The 18,136-nt window shown below is 63.4% G+C and carries 16 protein-coding genes; 8 read left to right on the forward strand and 8 right to left on the reverse strand.

Going from position 1 to position 18,136, the window contains the following annotated elements; genetic code table 11:
* Positions 1–65 precede the first annotated feature (65 nt).
* A complete protein-coding gene (locus C7T36_RS04770) occupies positions 66–1,490 on the reverse strand; it encodes an ABC transporter substrate-binding protein (RefSeq protein WP_045063800.1) in 1,425 nt (474 codons plus the stop codon).
* Between the two features lie 262 nt (positions 1,491–1,752).
* Between C7T36_RS04770 and C7T36_RS04775 the strand changes: the two genes are divergently transcribed.
* The 5 genes from C7T36_RS04775 to menE are packed head-to-tail and all read left to right on the forward strand — an operon-like array spanning position 1,753 to position 5,049.
* Positions 1,753–2,937 (forward strand): inorganic phosphate transporter, encoded by a 1,185-nt coding sequence (locus C7T36_RS04775; protein ID WP_033235447.1) that lies wholly within the window; start codon positions 1,753–1,755, stop codon positions 2,935–2,937.
* Between the two features lie 14 nt (positions 2,938–2,951).
* Complete coding sequence (locus C7T36_RS04780; RefSeq protein ID WP_033235448.1) at positions 2,952–3,215, forward strand: hypothetical protein; 264 nt, start codon at positions 2,952–2,954, stop codon at positions 3,213–3,215.
* A gap of 55 nt (positions 3,216–3,270) precedes the next feature.
* Positions 3,271–3,603, forward strand: coding sequence for a DUF3349 domain-containing protein (locus C7T36_RS04785; protein WP_033235449.1), 333 nt, complete (start codon positions 3,271–3,273; stop codon positions 3,601–3,603).
* Between the two features lie 4 nt (positions 3,604–3,607).
* Complete coding sequence (locus C7T36_RS04790; RefSeq protein ID WP_033235450.1) at positions 3,608–3,913, forward strand: DUF3349 domain-containing protein; 306 nt, start codon at positions 3,608–3,610, stop codon at positions 3,911–3,913.
* A complete protein-coding gene (gene menE / locus C7T36_RS04795; protein WP_045063802.1) occupies positions 3,910–5,049 on the forward strand; it encodes an o-succinylbenzoate--CoA ligase in 1,140 nt (379 codons plus the stop codon). Before C7T36_RS04790 ends, menE begins: the two co-directional genes overlap by 4 nt.
* Positions 5,050–5,067: 18 nt before the next feature.
* Here the strand turns inward: menE and C7T36_RS04800 are convergent, their stop codons facing one another.
* The 4 genes from C7T36_RS04800 to C7T36_RS04815 form a co-directional block, all read right to left on the reverse strand.
* Positions 5,068–5,805 (reverse strand): ABC transporter ATP-binding protein, encoded by a 738-nt coding sequence (locus C7T36_RS04800; RefSeq protein ID WP_045063803.1) that lies wholly within the window; start codon positions 5,803–5,805, stop codon positions 5,068–5,070.
* A complete protein-coding gene (locus C7T36_RS04805) occupies positions 5,802–8,522 on the reverse strand; it encodes an ATP-binding cassette domain-containing protein (protein ID WP_045063805.1) in 2,721 nt (906 codons plus the stop codon). Before C7T36_RS04805 ends, C7T36_RS04800 begins: the two co-directional genes overlap by 4 nt.
* Positions 8,523–8,548: 26 nt before the next feature.
* Complete coding sequence (locus C7T36_RS04810; protein ID WP_045063807.1) at positions 8,549–9,775, reverse strand: ABC transporter substrate-binding protein; 1,227 nt, start codon at positions 9,773–9,775, stop codon at positions 8,549–8,551.
* A 269-nt stretch (positions 9,776–10,044) separates the two neighbouring features.
* Positions 10,045–10,938, reverse strand: a complete 894-nt coding sequence (locus C7T36_RS04815; protein ID WP_045063808.1) for a type IV toxin-antitoxin system AbiEi family antitoxin domain-containing protein — start codon at positions 10,936–10,938, stop codon at positions 10,045–10,047.
* A gap of 243 nt (positions 10,939–11,181) precedes the next feature.
* Between C7T36_RS04815 and C7T36_RS04820 the strand changes: the two genes are divergently transcribed.
* Together C7T36_RS04820 and C7T36_RS04825 are read left to right on the forward strand one after the other, a co-directional pair.
* Positions 11,182–12,189, forward strand: a complete 1,008-nt coding sequence (locus C7T36_RS04820) for a daunorubicin resistance protein DrrA family ABC transporter ATP-binding protein (protein WP_033235454.1) — start codon at positions 11,182–11,184, stop codon at positions 12,187–12,189.
* A complete protein-coding gene (locus C7T36_RS04825) occupies positions 12,186–13,013 on the forward strand; it encodes an ABC transporter permease (RefSeq protein WP_033235455.1) in 828 nt (275 codons plus the stop codon). The genes C7T36_RS04820 and C7T36_RS04825 overlap by 4 nt, the downstream gene beginning before the upstream one ends.
* Before the next feature lie 10 nt (positions 13,014–13,023).
* On the opposite strand, the gene C7T36_RS04830 is transcribed toward C7T36_RS04825, so the two are convergent.
* Positions 13,024–16,218 carry a BTAD domain-containing putative transcriptional regulator gene (locus tag C7T36_RS04830; RefSeq protein WP_045066576.1) on the reverse strand — a complete coding sequence of 1,065 codons (3,195 nt, stop codon included), beginning with the start codon at positions 16,216–16,218 and terminating at the stop codon, positions 13,024–13,026.
* A 61-nt stretch (positions 16,219–16,279) separates the two neighbouring features.
* On the opposite strand from C7T36_RS04830, the gene C7T36_RS04835 reads away from it, so the two are divergent.
* Positions 16,280–17,149, forward strand: coding sequence for a 1,4-dihydroxy-2-naphthoate polyprenyltransferase (locus C7T36_RS04835; protein WP_045063810.1), 870 nt, complete (start codon positions 16,280–16,282; stop codon positions 17,147–17,149).
* A 30-nt stretch (positions 17,150–17,179) separates the two neighbouring features.
* Here the strand turns inward: C7T36_RS04835 and C7T36_RS04840 are convergent, their stop codons facing one another.
* Together C7T36_RS04840 and C7T36_RS04845 are read right to left on the reverse strand one after the other, a co-directional pair.
* Complete coding sequence (locus C7T36_RS04840) at positions 17,180–17,560, reverse strand: phage holin family protein (protein ID WP_033235458.1); 381 nt, start codon at positions 17,558–17,560, stop codon at positions 17,180–17,182.
* Positions 17,561–17,599: 39 nt separating this feature from the next.
* Entirely contained in the window at positions 17,600–18,136 is a 537-nt protein-coding gene (locus C7T36_RS04845; RefSeq protein ID WP_045063812.1) for a Clp protease N-terminal domain-containing protein, read from the reverse strand.

Below are 18,136 nucleotides of genomic sequence, written 5' to 3' on the forward strand. Positions count from 1 at the left end.
TCGTTAGGGGAGGAAAGGTGGCGCGCTGCGCGCATACGCGGAGCGCGCCACCTTCCTCAGGTGAATCAGGACTGCGGCTTGATCACATTCGCGTTCTGGTACTTCGTGGAGATGCGATCGGCATCCAGATCGGTGCCCCACGTGCTCTTGTCCGTGGCAACCATGTACTTCGGGTCGCACTTGAACTCGCCTGCCGTCGTCGGGAACGCCTGTGAGTACTCGGCGCCCTTCAGTGACGTCATGAGGCCGCAGGTGGCCGGCATGTTCTTGCCCGGATCGGTAGCGGCATGCAATCCGCCGCCGTCCCAGTCGTCGATCTTCGACAGTTCGTTGACCATGCACTGGCGCGTCAGGTCGCTGCCGCACTCATCCGCAGCGGTGGCCCACAGCAGGAACGACGATGCAGCCTGCATACCGAGAAGTGCCGTCTTGCCGCCCTGCTCGTTGACCAGGTCGACGTACTTCTTGACAGCGGGAACCTTGTCCGCGTTCTCGAGCATCTGGAAGGTCATGCCGGCGTTCAGGTTGTCGAGCAGGCCGGTGTCCTTGTTCCAGGAGGCGATGGACTCGCCGTACCAGGTGGCCTCACCGAAGAAGATCGGATCGATGCCGACCTGATCGAGAGACTTGACGAAGTTCAGCTCGGCCGGGCTGGCCGAACGCGAGGTCCAGATGCCTTTGGCACCGCATTCCTTGAACTTCTCGGCAAACGGCACGTAGCTGGATTCGCCCTCGTAATTCAGCGTGACGCCGCAGTCCTTGAGCTTGAAGCCCGCAGCCTGGGCGATGGACCGAATCTTGTTGGTGGAGGTGATGATCGTCGGCATCGTGCTGTTGACGACGTCGAAGTCGTTCAGCAGGTCCGGATGCATCTCGGCCATCTGGAACCACTGCGAACCGTTGGCGTAGTCGACGGGGAACGGGACACCCTGGAACGTCATCGGTCCGTTGGCGGCGTCGGGCGACACCGTGAATCCGGGAACGGCAACCATGTTGCAGGCCACACGGGTCTGCTCTGCTGTCTGGTCCATTGCAAATCCGTGGCCGACCAACATGAACTGGCTGGCGCAGGCTTCCTGCATGACCGAATTGGCCTGCGTCATCGCCGCGTCGTAGTCGGTACCGACAACCTTGCGGCCGTTGATGCCGCCCTGATCGTTGCACCACGAGATGAGGGCGTTGACCGCGTCACTCATCTCCTTGTTGAGGCCTGGCGACTTCACGTAGCCGCGGTCGTCGCCGAAACCGATCTTGATCTCGGTGTCGCTGACACCCTGATCCGTCGCGCCCTTCGCATCTCCGTCGCCGCACGGCGAATCCAGGGTTCCGAACTTGGCATCGGAACTCTTCGACGCAACGTCGGCCGTCGCAACGGATGCACCGTTCGACGTTGCCGACGGGTCGTCACCGCGGTCGCCTGCACAGGCAGAGACCAATGCAGCAGTTGCGGCCAGTGCCACAACCAGCTTCGCGGTCTTGTTGGGCTTCACTTCGAAACTCTCCTTCTCACACACGTGCGCTGCCGAACAGCGCGCTCAGTGCCGTAGGTAATCAGCGATCAAAACGCGACGAATGTGCTTTCCCGGTCAGTGAGACGGAAAAGTGAAACGCAACACAAGAGTTCGGAGCAGTGTCACTGAACACGCCCTCAGCTGCGGTAGCGCAGCCCACGCGCCCGCCTCTACCTCATGTCACGGAAGGTCACATCTCGTTGGCTGTACATTTACGCGTTCGATACGCACAATTCACGTTGTGACCGCAGAGCTCGTAATCCTCCTGGTGGTAGTTGTCACCGCCCTCGCGTTCGATTTCACGAACGGATTTCACGACACAGGCAATGCAATGGCCACATCCATTGCCACCGGCGCACTCAAACCGAAGGTCGCGGTCACACTCTCCGCAATCCTGAACTTGGTTGGTGCCTTCCTGTCCGTCGAGGTTGCGGCGACGGTCGCCAAAGGCGTCGTCAACCTGGGCGCGGTCAGCGGACAGGACCTTCTGCTGATCGTTTTTGCCGGTCTGGTCGGCGGCATCATCTGGAACTTGGCGACGTGGTTGCTCGGCCTCCCGTCGAGTTCGTCCCACGCGCTGTTCGGCGGTCTGATCGGCGCGGCGATCGCGTCCATCGGAATGGGCGGCGTCGAGTGGGGTGGCGTACTCACCAAGGTTGTCGTTCCGGCACTCCTGGCCCCCGTCGTGGCGGCACTGGTTGCCGGCGTCGGCACCAAGCTCGTCTACCGGATCACCGCGTCCGTCAAGGAAGACGAGCGTGAGCGGGGATTCCGTTTCGGTCAGATCGGCACCGCTTCACTGATCTCCCTTGCGCACGGCACCAATGACGCCCAGAAGACAATGGGCGTCATCTTTTTGGCCTTGGTGGCTCACGGATCCATCACCGCCGAGACGGAGATGCCGTTCTGGGTCAAGTTCACGTGTGCCGTCGCAATTGCGTTGGGTACCTACCTCGGCGGATGGCGAATCATTCGCACACTCGGCAAGGGTCTCGTCGAGATTTCCGCACCTCAGGGATTAGCTGCCGAAGCATCCTCGGCCGCAATCATTCTTACGTCGAGCCACCTCGGACTCCCGCTGTCCACGACTCACGTTGCCACCGGATCCATCCTCGGCACCGGCCTCGGCCGCAAGGGCGCCGAAGTTCGCTGGGGCGTCGCCGGACGCATGGGTGCCGCGTGGCTGATCACTCTCCCGTCGGCCGCAATCGTCGGCGCGATCTGCTGGGCCATCGCACATTTCATCGGCGGACTCGCCGGTGTTCTGGTCGTCTTCGCCGCCCTGATCGCGTTTGCGATCTTCATGTACGTGCGTTCGCGTAAAGAACCTGTCGACGCAGCAAACGTGACCGCTGAGTGGGACGAGAATCAAGCTGTGCCCGTCGCAGATCCGACACCGACCCCCGAGACCACCCACAACTCCTGAAAGGGCAGACGAGAATGCATCTCCTCACCGACACTCTCGAATCACTCTGGCAGGTAGTTGCCGTCGGCCTGCTCTTCGGCGCCGGATTGCCCGCGATCTTTGCGCTCGGCCTCAAATCGCTGAGTCTGCAGAACGCCGACGGCTCCGACGGGCCCACTCCACTCGGCAAAGCCGGAGCCTATCTGTGCTTTGCCGTCGTGCTGATCACGATCTTCGCTGGGATACTGCTGCTGATGAAGAACTTCCTGGCCAGCACGTTCGGAATCAACGTCTTCTGAATCCGGCGCAAGGGCGATCCGACTCCACCACCGAAACGAAAAAGAGGCCGAGGATTTGAGCAAGTATTCATTGCGCAGCGTGCTCGACTGGCTGCGGGCGGGATACCCCGAAGGAATCCCGGACAAAGATCATTTTGCGCTGCTCGCCGTATTGCGTCGACGACTGACCGACGAGGAAATCGAACAGGTCGTCGCGATGTCCATCGAATCCGCGCACGAAGTTCCGGATCGGCACGTCGACTACGACACGCTCCGGGCGATCATCGAGGGGATCCTCCACGAGGAATCCTCCGAAGAGGACGTCGAACGTGTGACTGCGCGTCTGCGCGCAGGCGGGTGGCCCGTCTTCGACGACAACGCCGAACATGAAGTTCGAGATGTGAGCTGACGTCATGGCCCTTCCGCCCTTCCTCACCTCGATAGTCGGTTGGTTGCGGGCCGGCTATCCCAACGGCGTTCCCGAACAGGACTACATTCCGTTGTTTGCTCTGCTGACGCGTCGACTCTCGGAAACGGAAGTCGACGCGGTTGCCGACGCGTTGATCGAAGACGGTGATCTCCCGATCGAGAAGACCGACATCCAGGTCCTGATCACCAAGATCACCAACGAGATGCCGCTGGAGACCGACGTCGATCGTGTCCGCAGTCATCTTGCTGCCGGCGGCTGGCCGCTGGCCGGACCGGACGTTCGACGATGAATACCCTCGAAGCACTACCGATTCCGCAGGGCGCGTCCGTCCTCGAAGTCTTGCCGCACATCGCCCGGATACTCGACGGCACAGGCCCCGCCGTTCTCCCTGTCCCGGCCGCTGATTCGCGCGAGAGAGCCAGGCTCTCCGACGCTCTGCATCCCGGCGAACCCATCGACGACGGCATTGCCCTGGTTGTGGCGACATCGGGAACCACCGGGACTCCGAAGGGAGCGATGCTGCGCGCCGACGCACTACGCGCGAGCGGCGAGGCCACCCACGAGTACCTCGGCGGGCCCGGTTCCTGGCTACTTGTCCTTCCGCCGCACCACATCGCGGGCATGCAGGTTCTGCTGCGCAGCGCTCTCGCCGGAACCGAACCCGTTGTCGTCGACGTCAGCTCGGGTTTTGATCCCGCCGCGCTTCCCGCTGCGGTTGCCGCGATGAGTGGCCCGCGAAAGTACACGTCGATGGTCCCGACACAGTTGGTCAAAGCGCTGTCAGATCCCAGTGCTGTCGACGCGCTTGCCTCCCTCGACGCCGTACTGCTCGGTGGAGCCGCAACTCCCGTACCGGTTCTCGAGCAAGCCACCGCGGCGGGCATCGAAGTTGTGCGAACCTACGGCATGAGCGAAACCGCCGGCGGATGCGTGTACGACGGAATCCCGTTGTCCGGGGCAAAGATTCGAATCGACAACGGCCGAGTTCTGCTGGGTGGGCCGATGCTCGCGTCCGGGTATCGTGGACTCCCGGATCACCCGGCCTTTGCCGAGCCCGGCTGGTTTCGCACCGACGACGCCGGGTCGGTGGTCGACGGCGTTCTGCGCATCAGCGGGCGCCTCGACGAAGCGATTTCCACCGGCGGGCTGACTGTGGTGCCGCAGGTCGTCGAAGCCGCACTCGCTGATCATCCCGCTGTTCGGGAGTGCGCTGTCATCGGCGTCGCCGATCCGCGCCTCGGCCAACGGGTCGTGGTGTGCGTTGTGCCCGAAGGCGCACCCCCGACGCTCGAGGAATTGCGCGCCCACGCTCAGCGCACGCTCGATGTGACCGCAGCGCCGCGCGAGCTGTTCGTCGTGGACGCACTCCCCCTCCGTGGCCCAGGCAAACTCGACCGGGCGGCTCTGGTGGCCAGGTTCGGCTAGAGCTCTGCGCACTGGAGCCTATTGCTCTGTGCTCGTTGGACCCTGCGCCAGATAGGCACGTTGCACGGCGTCGAGGTCCGCACCGATCTCTGCTGCGGTGCCTTCCATCATCACTGCGCCTCGGCGCAGGACGTACACCCGATCCGCTACCGCGAGCACCTGCCGCACGTGTTGTTCGACGAGGAGTACACCGAGACCCTGGCGGTCCGCGGCCTCCCGCACCACGGCGAGTAGGCGTTGCACGATCTGCGGCGCAAGCCCAAGCGACAGTTCGTCGGCCAGCAGGAGACGAGGTTCCCGGGCCAGCGCTCTGGCCAGCGTCAGCATCTGTTGTTCACCACCTGACAGTAGGCCTGCCGGACGCTTCAGGAGAGCGCGCAACTCGGGGAATATCGCGCAGGCGGCGTCTGCGGATACACCTGCCAGGCGGAGGTTCTCGGCCCCGGTCAGGCCCATGATCACGGACCGTTCCTCGGTCACGTAGCTCAGACCGCGACGCGCCAACGACGACAGGGACGAACGCCGACTGGAGCCGAGTACCGAGATCTCGCCCGATATCGGGGCAAGTTCTCCGGCCACGGTGAGCATGGTGGTGGACTTGCCGGCGCCGTTGGCGCCGATAAGTGCCACCACCTCCCCCGATCGCACCGTGATGTCGAGGTCACGGCAGACCACCGCCCCCGCGTAACCCGCACTCAGGCCACGGCATTCGAGGACAATGTCCGCCGCCACCGTCTTCTCACTGGTGCTTGTCATCGTGTTGCCTCCGTTGTCGTCTCGATGTCGGAACCCAGATAGGCGTCGCGGACAGCCGGGCTGGAGGCAATCGCGTCCGGTGTTCCGGACGCGATCACCCGGCCGGCTTCGAGCACCACGATCCGATCGCACGTGGACATCACGAGTCCCATGTCATGTTCGACGAGAAGCACCCCCGCGCCGCGTTGTACGGCCAAGTGCCGGATGGCAACTGCGAGTTCACGGCTCTCGGCGTCGTCCAGTCCGGCTGCCGGCTCGTCGAGCAGGATGACGGACGGTGCGGAGGCAACCGCTCGGGCGATGCCCACCAGCCGTCGCCGACCGTACGACAGTTCGCCCGGTAACTTGTCCAGATCGTTCTCCAACTCGAAGTCCCGCACAACCGTCGACGCACTCGGCGAGAGTGGATGACGGCCGGGGCGAATCAGATCGGTAACCCATGTGCGCCAAGTCGATTCGTCGGCGCCGGCATGGATGTTCTCCCCGACGGTGACGTCCTCGAACAGCTCGAGCGACTGGAAGGAGCGGCGGAGCCCACCTTTGGACCTGCGCGCAGTGGACCACCCGGTGATGTTGTCGTCCCCCAGGGTGAGCCGCCCCGCCGCTGGGCTGACAAATCCGGTGATCGCGTCGATCACGGTGGTCTTCCCGGCCCCGTTGGGTCCGATCAGACCTACCACTTGCCCCGGCGCAACATCGAGGTCGACACCGTCGACAGCGACCACGCCGCCGAATCGCACCGTCAATCCCCGTACGATCAATGGCGTCGGGGTTACCGAACCGGTTGGCGATTCATCCGAAAGTTGATGACCACGGCCCTTTTTGCGGGTGCCGAGCGTGCTCAGCCCTGGAACCGACCGAAGCCCGCGCGAAATCATGTCGGCGATACCGTTCTGGTTGGTGAGCAGAGTGACAATGAGGATCACACCGCCGAGCAGTGAGGCCAGAGCCAGGCCCGAGAGCAGTCGGCTGAACAGCGCTCCCGGCGCCATCAGCGCACCGATGACGCTACCCAGTACAAAGCCGAGGCCGCCGGTCACCGTCTGGACTACGGCATTGATCGACGCGAACACGTTGAACTCGAGATAGGTGACCGCGGTGTTGCGTAGACCGAGGAGAATGCCTGCCACAGCAGCCAAACCGGCCGCAAACGCAAACGCGTAGATCTTGACGGCAAACACGCTGATCCCGAGCGACGCCGCCGCTCGCTCGTTGGTCCGCACAGCGATCAGCCGTCTGCCGGTGCGCGAGCGTCGCAAATTCGCGACCATCAGTGCACACAGCACCAGCGCTACGAGGCACAGCAGAGCCCACCGCTCGGGGTAACGCGTTGGCGTCACCTCCAGCCCGAACAGACTCAGCTGGTTGATCTTCACCGAACCCTCGAGCTTGTCGCCGGTGAAGGTCGGATTGTTGAACACCATCTCCTGGATGGTGAACCCGAGCCCCAGTGTGACAACCGCCAGATTCACACCCCGCGTTCGCAACGCCGGCAGCGCGAACACCACCCCGATCACAATCACCGCCACCACGCTCACCAGCGCCGCCGGCACCAGTGGCCAACCGGCCTGCCCGACGAGCCGCGCGGCGAACAGCGCACCAAGGCCACCGACGGTGTACTGGGCGAGCGAGAGCTGGCCGGCAAAACCCGTCAGGACCACGATCGAGAGCAGGAACACCGCCGCAGCCAGAGTCAGCGTCAAGGACCGAAGCCAGTCGCCACCGGCCGCAATGATGCCGACAGTCACCAGAACTCCGAGTATGACACCTGCCCAACGGATCTCGCCTGATCCGAGTTTGGGCAGCCGCTCGGAAACATGACTGCGCAGCGGCAACCCCTTCCCCCGCACAACGAGCACCACCAGGATCACCGCGAACGGCACAGCCCGATTGACGCCGGTGAGCGTCTCCATCCCGAGGAGATCCCGCAGGCCGTCCTGATACAGGACGATCAGGCTCTCACCCACACCCAGCAACAATCCGCCGAGCAGGGTGAGTGGGAAGGAGCGGAAACCACCGAGCAAAGCCGCGGCAAGCGCCGAGACCGTCACGATCACCACAAACGCCGACGGAGTGAGCCCGGTCAAGGGCGCCACCAGGATTCCCGCGGCACCGGCGAGCGCTCCGCCAACGGTCCAGGTCAACGTTGCCAGACGCTGCGGAGACCAGCCGAGCGCAGCGGCCGCTCGTTCGTGCTCGGCGGCCGCGGTAATGGCCAAGCCCACCCGGGTGAACGTAGTCCAGGCCCACAGCGCCGCCGTCGACACCACCGCGATACCCAGCAGGATCATCCGATCCTGCTGTACCACAACACCTCCCCAGTGATACGCGTCGTCGGGCAGGAAGGCACGCACCCGGATCGGGGTGCTGCCGTAGTACTGCTGCACCCCGGCCTGCAGGATCACCATCAAGCCGAGGGTGGCGGCCAGCCGGACGATCGGCGCGGCATTGGTGAGCCACCGCAACACCAGCAGCTGAAATGCCAGTCCGATCAGTCCAGCCACTACCGTTGCCACGAGGAAAGCCGGAACCAGGCCCCAATCATGATCTCGCTGAAGGGTTTCCAAACTGAAGTAGGCCCCCACCATGGCGATCGCGCCTTGCGCGAAGTTCACCACCCCGGAACCGCGATAAACCAGCACGATGCCCTGCGCCAGGAGCGCATAGGCAGAGCCAGCCCCCAGGCCGAGAATCGCAAACTGTAGGAACTCAGTCATTCGTCAATCTCCAGGGTGAATTCAGCTCAGGCAGTAGGGTTGCGCAGGTCGTACTGAACCGGATCGGTGATGACAACGTCACCGTCGAACGTCATCCGGTACATCATCGAGTTCGAGACGCGCTGGAAGATCCCGAAAGGCTCGACCGCACTCGGCGTCCAAGCGGGCACAAGGCCCGCCATGTCAAGTGCCTTGGCATTCTCGAATCCCTGCATGACCGTGTTCTTGTTGACATCCTTGAGATCCTTTGCGACCTCACCGAATGCGCGCACCGTCAACCACGGGTTCATCGCGTCGCCGTTGAGGTTCTCGCGCCCCAGTTCGTCCTTACCGGACTTCTCCATGTCTGCCAGGAAATCCTTCAGACCGGGAAAGTCGTCGGTGCTCGACGACGCTGCGGGAGTCGGGCCGGTGTACGTCGAGGACGTGGCGAAGGTGCCGAGATCCTGCAGGTCCGCCTGGGAGAAGCCCGCCGACCCCAACGCGAAAGTCAGCTTCGATCCGAGCTGCTCGAACGACTGCGCGATCGGGTTCGCGTCGGCCGCACCCAGCGCCATGATCACGCCCTGCGCGCCGTTGCGCTCCGCCGCCGCGATGAACTGGGTGTAATCGGTCGCACCGGTACCCACTGCGACGTCGTTGACGATCTCCGCCCCCTTGGCCTGCACCGCAGGGGTCAGCAAGCCGACCAGCTGTGCGGTCACCGGAAGGTCGGGGCGCATCAAGGAAAGCTTGGTCTTGCCCTGTGCCACCAGCATGTCGATCATTCCGTACAGGTTGAGCAGTGAACCGGAGAACGGCGTGTAGACGTTGGTCGCGGTGAAGTCGGCCATGTTCACCGGGTTCAGCCCGATGCGGGCGATTCCGGCGTCCAGCAGGATCTTCGACGACGCCTCCGACGAAACCGGAGTGAAGTCCGCGAGCGTCGCGACGGCCCCCTCGGAGACCATCTTGTTCGCGCAGTCGACCTCCTTGTTCGGATCACCCATGGAGTCGCACTGAATCAGCTCGAGGGGGCGTCCGTTCACGCCGCCCCGATCGTTGAAAGCGTCGACCGATGCGACCATGCCGGCGGCGTAAGCGGCGGAGCCGAGCCCCGGCGCCTCGATCGGAGCGATCTGACCTACCTTGATCGGATCTCCGGTCGCGGCGTTCTCGGACGGGTCCGAACCACTATCGCTGCTACAGCTCGACACGAGCAGTCCTACAGCCGCGAGCGCGGCGATTGCTGGGGTAATTCTCTTCAAGTTCACGTGCGCGTCCTTTTGTGTGTAGACAGCGATGTTTCGGACGCCCTGCCCTGGTCTGATCCACTGAGCTGCGACTACTCAGCCGAGGAAGCGCCAGTCCGTCCGACTTGGCAGCAGCGTATTAGAGCGAGTCGCTCCGTAAGGGCGGTTTCGCGAAATTTCGTTACGGAGCGCTATGCAATGTTACGTTTTGCCTGGTTCGCGCACGGCTCGACTAGCTCCCGCAGGCCGAATGTTCAGCCGCAGGCCTGATCACCCGCGCGGCCGAACATTCAGCGCGCGACGCCGCGCACGCACGCCCGATCGAAGCGCTCCCGCACCCGTTCGAAGTCCCGCAGATCCGCCCACACCCAGCGGAATACCTCGAACCCCGCATCTCGGATTGCGTCCTCGCGCAGTTTCTCGCGCTCCACCACCGCACCCGGATTCTCGCTGCGGTACTTCACCATGCCGTCGAACTCGCCCACCACCCCGAATTCTTCCCAGAAGAAGTCGACCCTCCCGATGAACCGTCCGCCGAGGCGGATCTCCTGCTGCAAGGTCGGCATCGGCCATCCGTCGGCGCGCATGCGCACCCGGCTGATGGACTCCCCTGGGCTCTCGGCACCGGGTTCGATGAACTCGGCAACCACCCGCGCCCGGCTCATTCCGCGGCGGCCGTGCAAACGTTCGAGCACGGATGCAAGATCGTCACGTCTCATCCCCCGGCGCAGTGCACAGTCGCCGATCACCACGGCATTCTCAAACGACGTCGTGCGCGCGATATCGACAATCGTGCGCGCCAGCGACGTCGTTGCCACACCGTCGACAAGCACGATCTCCTCCGGAACCAGCGGTACCGGATGAAGGTGGAAGGTGGCACTCTTTCGCCCACCCGAGCTTCTGTTCCGCGTCACGTGCACAACATTCAGGCCTAACCCGCCGCAGTCCAGACCGTGCATCACTGCCGCGGACACATGGCTGACGATTGCGCCCGGTCCGCAGGCTGCAGCGGTGGCGAGGGCGGTGTGGCGGTGACGGGCTCGCGCATCGAGTTCGCGGTAGTGATCGGCCCGCATGTAGATTCCCGCTGCGATTCGGTGCAGCTCTCCGCACCTGACGGCCCGCTGCAACTGCGCGTCGCTGATGCCGTCCCGATGGGCCTGTGCCCGCGTGAGAATTCCCATGTGGCGAGCGTGCCGCCTCTATCGGCGTACGTCAGCAACAAATGTTCGGCTGGGGATAACGCTGCCACTGTGGAGAAGCCTGCCGCTATGGATAACACTGCCGCGCGCAGAATCAGCACACGCGCGCTCGATCGCGCCTGCGGCTGCATAATCGCCCTGCGGCGCTCCCCGCTGTCACCCCTCGCACGGCTGCGCAAGTTCCACGCAAGGCAAATGCAAGCGCACTCTGTCACGCTTGATCCCATGAACCACACAGCTTCACCTCTTGCCATCGAGGCCGAGGGCCTAGTCAAGATGTTCGGTGAGCAACGCGCTGTCGACGGAGTCAGCCTCACCGTGCCCACTGGATCGGTGTTCGGCGTGCTCGGCCCCAACGGCGCGGGCAAGACCACCACCGTTCGCATGCTCGCCACCCTCCTGCGCCCCGACGGCGGTGAGGCCCGCATCTTCGGCCGCGATGTCAGCCGCGAACCCGTGGCAGTGCGATCCCTGATCGGCGTGACCGGGCAATACGCGTCCGTCGACGAGGACCTCACGGCTACCGAGAACCTGGTGATCTTCTCCCGTCTGCTCGGTCTGAGCCGCAAGGACTCCCGCAAGAAATCACTCGAGCTTCTCGAGGAATTCGACCTCACCGAAGCCGCAGCCAAACCTCTCAAGAACTTCTCCGGCGGAATGCGTCGACGCCTCGACCTCGCGGCCAGCCTGATCGCCCGCCCGCCACTGTTGTTCCTCGACGAACCCACGACCGGCCTCGATCCGCGTACCCGCGCCCAGATGTGGGAGACGATCAGGCGACTGGTCGCCGAGGGTTCGACGGTCATGCTGACCACGCAATACCTGGACGAGGCCGATCAGTTGGCCGATCGGATCGCGGTGATCGACCGTGGCCGAGTGATCGCGAACGGCACAGCCGACGAGCTCAAGGCGTCGGTGGGCATTTCGTCGTTGCATCTCAAACTCGTCGAGCGCGATCGAACCGACGAAGCCCGATCCATTATCGCGTCGATGCTCGGTGTCGAGGTAGGTGTCACTCCCGAGGTCGGCCGGATCACCGCCCCGCTGAGCGACCCATCCGTAACCGCCGATCTCCTGATCCGTTTGCGGGAGCGCGGCATCGCCGTCGACGAGATCAACGTGCAGAAGCCCAGTCTGGATGAAGTGTTCCTCACCATCACCGGGCATCAACCCGAAGACCATGGACGCAACGACGCCGATTCCGACAACAACTCCGATCGGATTCCCGCATGACCACTACTCTCACCACTACCAAATCGCCAGTCGCCGATCTCACTTCGGCTCCGCGGCGGATCAGTCTCGAGCAGAGTTTCGCGAATACGTTCACGATGGCGTACCGCGGCATTCTCAAGATCAAGCACAATCCCGAGCAACTGTTCGACGTTGTCATCCAGCCGATCATCTTCACTCTGATGTTCACGTACATCTTCGGCGGCGCCATCGCCGGCGACGTCACGGCGTACTTGCCGACGATCATCCCCGGCATCCTCGTCCAGACGGTCATCACCGGTTCCATCGTTACCGGCACTCAGCTTCGTGAAGACATGGACAAGGGTGTGTTCGACCGCTTCAAGTCGTTGCCGATCGCCCGTATCGCTCCGCTGTCCGGCGCCTTGCTCGCCGACGTCGTTCGGTACGGCATCGCCACCACGATTACGTTCATCGTCGGTTTTGCCATGGGATACCGCCCGGCCGGCGGTGCGATCGGCATCCTGTCTGCCGCGATTCTGGTGATGGTGTGCGCGTTCTCGATCAGTTGGATCTTTGCGCTCATGGGCGTGATGATGAACAAAGCGTCTACGGTGCAGGGTGTTTCGATGCTCGTGCTGTTCCCCCTGACGTTCATGTCGAATGCGTTCGTCGATCCCGCCACCATGCCGAGCTGGCTGCAGAAGTTCGTGAACGTCAATCCGGTCTCACAATTGGTGACCGCAGTCCGCGAACTCGCGAACGAAGGCCACTTCGGTATTCACGTTGTGTGGTCGCTCGTCGGAGCGGCAGTCATCGTGGCCGTGATGGCACCACTGACCGTACGGATGTACATGCGCAAGACGTAAAGCGAGACGATTACCCACGCGACCCGCGAAGCGCGGCAAGAACTGCTTCGCGGGTCGTGGCGCGTGGGTATCTCGAAACCGTGTTCACCGCGTCAAACCACTGCTGGTCACCGACAATTCCGCGCGCGAATGCGATGAGCCGTTCATGCTGCAGCGAGGCAAAATCCTGCCGTCCCCGCATCACGACGGCCAGGGCCAACAGTTCGATGCCGGGCCCGACATTCCCGGTCGACAGATCGTAGGCACCGACGGCCGCTGCGACCGAACCCGTCAGTGGCAGATCGGTATATCCGTTGGGATGCAACTTGATCAGACTCGACTCGACCATCCGGTGCACGTGATCCGCGACCTTCGGCGACTGCCCTGCCAGCGCGTGTGCGCATACCGCGGCAGCGCTGAGCAGGATGACAAACGGATCTCCGTACACATTGCCCATCGCGTCGCCGAGCAGATCCAGCGCCTCTCGGTACTGGCGTAGACCGAGTTCGACATGGCCTTCCGCCAGGTCTGCCTCGGCAAGATTGGCCGACATCGCCGACCGCCGCTGATGATTTTCGATCGCAGAGCTGGCGCCGACTTGCGCCAGCGCGGGCCGCAGTTGATCCAGCAACGCGCGCCCGCCCGTGGAATTGCCGTCGGCGATCAACGCGCTTGCCTGAAACCCGATGAGCTGCACCGCTTCTTCGTGAGCTCCCAGACTTTCGCTGGCCGCCGCTGCCAGCGCGTAGTACTCGGCAGCTTCGGCATACCTCGTCGATTGACTGTGGACCGAGCCGACGTGTTGAGCGGCCATCGCGACGCCCCACTCGTCTCCGATCTCTCGGGCGTACCGCAGAAGATCCTCGGCATCACTACGTGCACCCCGCACGTCGCCGATGTTCTCGCGCAGGTTCGACCGCGCGAACAACGCGGCCGTCCGGGTCTCGGTGTCAGCGCTGCGGACTCCTTCCGCCAACAACCGCGCAACGCCGTACCCGGAGCGGGGACTATTCAGCAGTCGGATGAAAAACACGAGCATCGGCCGCAGATCGCCGCGCTCGCGCAGCATCTTTCGGAGGCGAACCCTTGCTCGAACGTGATCGCGACTGAGTTCGGCGAACAGTAGATGCATCGCCACCAACATGAACGTCGTGGCCGCCAAGTCGCCGTCTACGTCACGTAGGTCGTGATCTCGAGTTGCTTCGATCACCTTCGGTGCCCAGTTCGCTACTTCCGTGTGTGCACCCCGAATCGACCAGAGCACTCCGAGAACCGGGAAGACACTCGCTGTGGTCACGCCGTCTTTGCCGTCGACTGCCCAACGCAGCACAGCAAGGAGATTGTCATGTTCGGCGTCGATCTCGCCCACAAGGCGCAGCTGATCGGAACGAGCCCGTCGGCGAGCGTCCCCGGCGATCGCGACGGCCCAGCCACTAAGTCTCCGAAGAACTTCCGTCCCCTCACCGAGATCGCCGAGTTTCTCCTCGCCGTATTCGCGAACCGTCTCGAGCATGTGGTAGCGCAACCCGTCCGGCCCGTCGACGACGGTAAGCAACGACTGGTTGACCAGAGCCTCGATCGCGTCGGCTATGTCATCCACGCCGTCCCACTCGGCGACCGCTCGCGCCGAAGACAATGTGAAACCTGCCGGGAATCGGCACAATCGAGCTAGTGCCACTCGATACTCGGGGCCGAGCAGATTCCAACTCCAGTCGATCACCGCGTGCAGAGTGCGATGGCGATCCGGCGACGTGGGGTCACCGGATCGCAAGAGCGCGAAGCGATCACTCAGGCGCGCCGAGATTTCCTCGACGCTCATCGTCCGCACGCGGGCCGCCGCGAGTTCGATGGCCAACGGCAAGCCGTCGAGCGTCGCGCACAGCTTTCCGACGGCCACCAAATCGAGATGTACGGACGGTCGCACGGCTCTGGCCCGAGCCGTGAACAATTCCACCGCAGACCCGGAATCACCGTGAATCTCCAACGGAGGCAACGGAAAGACGACCTCTGCACTGAGCATGAGCGGTGATCGACTTGTCGTCAGAACGGTCAACTGAGCACTGGCTGCGATCATCTCGGCAACGATGTCCGAGCAGGCCCCGAGTACATGTTCACAGTTGTCGAGAATCAACGTCATCGGACCGGCCGAAAGAACCTCGACCAACCGCTCGCGGGCGGAGTGCGTTCGCCCGACTGTCAGGCGACCTGGTGCCAGATCGGCTTCACTGATTCCGAGGGTGCTACCGATCGCCGCGATCACGTCGTCGCTGCTTCGCAACGACGCCAGTTCGACCAGAACAACGGACGTGCGGGCCGAGGCCCGCGACCCCAATTCGTGTGCCAGACGGGTTTTTCCCGCGCCGCCGGGTCCGAGGATCGTGACGACGCGAGACCGTTCGAGGAGTGCCTCGATTCTCTCGATATCGTCTCGGCGGCCGAACATGGCGTTGGGTGCCGCGCGCACACCGATCGCGCGGGAACTCCGGACCGCCGCAGTCGACGCAGTCGGCGCAGCGAGCAAGTCCGCGTTCAGCGCCACCAGAGCCGGCGACGGATCAACGCCCAACCGGTCAGCCAGGCGCTCGCGGTGCACCGCGAACATCTCGAGCGCCTCGTTGACACGATCCGAACCTGCGAGCGATCGCATCAGGTTCCCGGCAGCGGTGTCGTCGAAAGGATTGTCGGCGTGAGCTTCTCGCGCAAGAGGAAGTGCCTCGGAGAAATCCCCGAGCTCGAGCAGCGAGCGCAGTCGCAGTGTGACAAGTTCGCGGCGCAGGCTCTTGGCACGCGAAGCCAACTGCTCACCCGCCGGCCCGACAACATCGTCGCCCGGGCTCCCCCGCCAGAGATTCAGAGCTGCAGTGACTCTCGTCAGCAACTCGCGCGGGTGCACGTCAGCACCCCGAAGCGCTCGAACCTCGTCTTCGGCTCGCGCGAGATCAACCTGATCTCGTGGCACCGTGAGCCGATAGCCCGCCGACGTCACCTCCAGGGCGCCTTCCGGGAGCGCGGATCGCAGCCTGGACACCTGAGTGTGTAGAGCATTGGTCGGTGAGCGCGGCGGCTCCGACCCCCAGATGTCGGAGATCAGGCTCTGCGGCGAACATGGATGCCCCGGATCGAGCGCCAACGCGGTGAGCAGGGCGCGCGCTCGCGGCCCGGGCACTCCGACCCACCGATCTACCGCCCCGATCGACACGGGGCCGAGCAGAGTTATGCCAGTCACGTCTCGAGTCTTGTCCTGATCCACCGCGTTCGATGGTATTGCACAGTGCAAAGATCGTTGTATGGCTACAGCTGCTCAATGGATCGAAGGCGCGAGACCGCGCACCCTCCCGAATGCGATTGCCCCGGTGCTGGTCGGCACCGGAGCAGCAGCGTCACTGGATCACGCGGTGTGGTGGAAGGCGCTCCTCGCGCTGATCGTTTCCCTGGCTTTGATCATCGGGGTGAACTTCGCAAACGATTACTCCGACGGAATTCGCGGGACGGACGACGATCGCGTCGGGCCGATTCGCCTGGTCGGATCGAAGCTGGTCAGCCCCGGCACCGTCAAGGCCGCAGCCATCGGTTGCTTCTCCGTCGCGGCTGTTGCCGGATTTGCCCTGGCCGCTACGACGGCGTGGTGGCTGGTCGCGGTTGGCGTGTTCTGCATCATCGGCGCCTGGTACTACACGGGCGGCAAGAAGCCGTACGGGTACAGCGGATTCGGCGAGATCGCCGTCTTTGTGTTCTTCGGCCTGGTCGCGGTTCTGGGAACTCAATTCGTGCAGGCGGAACGCATTGATCTTGCCGGACTTGCCGGCGCCGTTGCCATCGGTTCCTTCTCTAGCGCGGTTCTTGTGGCCAACAACTTGCGAGACATCCCGACGGACTCCGAATCCGGCAAGATCACACTCGCCGTCCGCCTCGGCGACGCGAAGACCCGCACGTTGCACGTCGTCCTGCTGGCTGTTCCGTTCATCGCAACACTGCTGCTTGTTCTACGAACACCGTGGGCGCTGCTCGGACTGCTCGCGTTGCCACTTGCAGTCCGAGCCAACGCACCACTGCGCTCGGGCGGTCAGGGCATGGCTCTCATTCCTGCCCTGCGCGACACCGGACTCGCAATGCTTGTCTGGGGTGCCGCGACGGCAGTTGCGCTCAGCCTGGCCTGATCAGCGAAAGCTTGATCAGCGAAAGCCCGATCAGCGATTCTCGGGCACAAACGCACTGAGGACGAAGTTCACGACGGAGATGATCAGTGCGCCCCAAACAGCGGTCCAGAATCCGTCGACGGTCAAGCCGGCGTCCAGCGACGTCGAGATCCAGGCCGTCAACATCAGCATGAGCGCGTTGATGACGAGCGTGAACAACCCGAGCGTGAGAATCAACAGCGGGAGGGACAGTAGCTTCAGCAACGGCTTGATGAACGCGTTGACGACGGTGAAGATCAGCGCAATTATGGCGATGACCAGGATGTTTCCCCACGTATCGTCTTGATTGCTGTCGATGGTGATTCCGGTGACCCACATGGAGGCGAGCCAGATAGCTATTCCGTTGACTATGAGACGTGCCAGAAATGTCATGTCTGAATGCTGGCACATGATCCCGTCATGTCGTGGCGTCTAGGCCGCTGGGCGCATCGCCGATTCCAGCCGGCTACGAATCTCGGGGATGCTGACCTGCGCTTCGAGTGCCACGCGCGTCGGACCGTCGGCGACACGCAGAATGCCGAGGAGTATGTGTTCGGCGCCGATGTGGTTGCTCTTGTGCGCAACCGCTTCCCGCAGTGACAGTTCGAGAACCTTCTTCGCGTCCTTCTCGAATCTCGAGCGCGGGAAGGCGAATCTGCCACGACGCGAACCGATCCCGGCAGGCTCGTCGAGCGCTCCCTTCCCGAACGCTTGCTCGAGGCTCTCCCGAATGGCGGCCAGGTCGATGCCTATCGACGCCAGCACATCGGCGTCTTGATCAAGATCGTTCGTCGGAGTCTCGCTGTGCAGCGATTCGGCGGTGACACCGCACTCGCGCAGGGTCGCTGTGGCGATGCCACGGTCGGTGGCCAGAAGTGCTTCCAACAATTCCTGGGGAGTCACCTGATCGGCACTGCCGACCGCGTCGACGACAACCGCGCGTGCGTCTGCGGTAAACCTCTCGAACAT

The sequence above is a fragment of the Rhodococcus sp. AD45-ID genome, from assembly GCF_003023755.1.
In the GTDB taxonomy this organism is placed as follows: domain Bacteria; phylum Actinomycetota; class Actinomycetes; order Mycobacteriales; family Mycobacteriaceae; genus Rhodococcus_F; species Rhodococcus_F globerula.